Source organism: uncultured Maricaulis sp. (genome assembly GCF_963976135.1).
In the GTDB taxonomy this organism is placed as follows: Bacteria; Pseudomonadota; Alphaproteobacteria; order Caulobacterales; family Maricaulaceae; genus Maricaulis.
In genome coordinates this window covers 1-1,983 of the sequence record NZ_CAXBKN010000187.1, presented here as the reverse complement: position 1 = coordinate 1,983, position 1,983 = coordinate 1, and the positions used below count along the sequence as shown (strand labels likewise).

Below are 1,983 nucleotides of genomic sequence, written 5' to 3'. Positions count from 1 at the left end.
CCTGATCTGCACCCCGCCTTCGCGGGGCATCCGTCAGGGATGACAAGGGATTGGATTTATTGGAAAACCAACAGCGGCTGGGAGAGAGGAACCCACCCCTCCCTATCCCGCTCACCCGGCCATTCCATCATCTCAAAAAAACGGGGGCACTCACCATTAAATTTGATGGTAGGCCTGTCCATTCCGGTGCTTGGAAACTTAAAAATGGTGTGCGTTCCCGTTTATTCTTCGGCCACAACCCGACCTGAAAACCATGCCGGGATCCGGCCAGACCGGAGTTGAGACGTCAAGGGTGAAACCGCGAAGCGGCGCTTCGCGCCCTTGACGTCTCAACTCCAGTCTGGCGCCCTGCTTGGCAAGGATTTCAGGGATCGCTCTGCCCGAAGCGGGCCGGGGCGGAAAATCAACGAAAGAAATGAAGTTGACAGATCGGGGTCAGAATAATTGTGTCTGTCCCAATTGTTTCATCCGGCCATCTTCACTCAACGCCAACCTCATCGTCATCCCAGCGCAGGCTGGGACCCAGATTCACGCATTGCGCTGACAAGTCTGGCGCCTGACCCCGCTCCGGCTTGGCTCTACGAGACTGGGTCCCAGCCTGCGCTGGGATGACGCTTGTCGGGGGCGTTCGGAGTTTCCCGCAGCCTGCGGCGGGGAAAAAAGCGTTGGCGAGGTGCTGCCCGCTTTCCTTTCCGGTTTACCGGGGCGAGAGACCGTGCAGCGCTGAAACCGGTGCCCGTCACCCTTGAACGGCAATCGCTTTTCCACAGGCCAGCACCGCGGCTCATAGCTTATGCATATCCGCTGCGGCGAATTTCACCCACTGTATGTTGTGGCATCGGGCCACTGACACGCAACCGGTTGAGGTTTCCATGGCCGCGCCTGCCCTACTCGACGATGCCGACCGGCTCTGGTCGCGCGAGCCGCACAATCCGGTCCTCGACGAGGACATTCTGAGCTTCTGTGTCCGCTCGCCGCATCTGGTCGAACTGGCCTTCACCCTGGCCGATCATGGCCATACCCATGTCGGCCATGTCGTGCGGCTGACCGAGTTCACCCTCACCGACCTGGCCAATGGCGATCCGTCGCTGGCGCGTGATCTGCGGCTGCGATTGCAGAAATGCGGGCTCGACACGGGCATGGTGCTGGAGGGCTGGGATGTGCCGGCGAATGATGGCTATTCAGCCCAGTACGAATAGCGCCCTGTTGCGTTTGCGACCAGCTCGCGTATTTCCATGGGCTGGTTTCGCTAAACGTCAGGGGCTGCCCGATGATCATTGTCCACCATCTCAATAATTCGCGCTCGCAGCGCATCCTCTGGCTGCTCGAGGAACTGGGTCTCGACTACGAGATCCGGAAATACATGCGCGATGCCGCGACGATGCGGGCGCCCGCCGATCTCAAGGCCGTCCATCCGCTCGGCAAGTCGCCGGTCATCAGTGATGGCGAGATCACCGTGGCCGAGTCCGGCGCGATCATCGAATACCTGGTCGACACTTATGGCCCGGCGCTGAAGCCGGCGGCCGGCACCGAGGCGCATCGCCGCTATGTCTACTGGCTGCATTTCTCCGAGGGCTCGCTGATGCCGCCCCTGCTGATGAAATTGCTGATGAACCAGATCAAATCCGCCCCCGCCCCCTTCTTCGTCAAGCCGATCGCCAGACAAATCGCCAAACGCGTCGAGGAGCGTTTCATCGGCCCGGAACTGACCAGTCTCTTCGCCTGGATCGAAGCCGAGCTCACCGCGCATGAATGGTTCGCCGGCGATGCGTTTTCCGGCGCCGATATCCAGATGAGCTTTCCCTTGGAAGCGGCCGCTGCACGCGGCGGTCTCGACAAGTCCCAGGCGAAAATCCAGGCCTGGGTCGACCGCATCCACGCCCGCCCGGCCTATCAGCGCGCGCTGGAGCGTGGCGGCGAGTACGGGATTGTCGGGAATTAGGCGCAGCGTTCACAGGTGCCGCCCTGGATCCTGCCGCTGGC

The 1,983-nt window shown here is 61.3% G+C and carries 2 protein-coding genes; both read left to right on the top strand.

All coding sequences use genetic code 11. The features are described from left to right. The first annotated feature begins 872 nt into the window (after nt 1-872). Complete coding sequence (locus AAC023_RS14435) at nt 873-1,199, top strand: hypothetical protein (protein ID WP_339742006.1); 327 nt, start codon at nt 873-875, stop codon at nt 1,197-1,199. Nucleotides 1,200-1,270: 71 nt separating this feature from the next. Further along, entirely contained in the window at nt 1,271-1,942 is a 672-nt protein-coding gene (locus AAC023_RS14430; RefSeq protein ID WP_339742004.1) for a glutathione S-transferase, read from the top strand. The last annotated feature ends 41 nt before the right edge of the window (nt 1,943-1,983 follow it).

What these genes read in the sequence shown, in the direction of transcription:
- AAC023_RS14435 (WP_339742006.1), top strand. Translation starts at nt 873, where the DNA reads ATGGCCGCGCCTGCCCTACTCGACGATGCCGACCGGCTCTGGTCGCGC.
- AAC023_RS14430 (WP_339742004.1), top strand. Translation starts at nt 1,271, where the DNA reads ATGATCATTGTCCACCATCTCAATAATTCGCGCTCGCAGCGCATCCTC.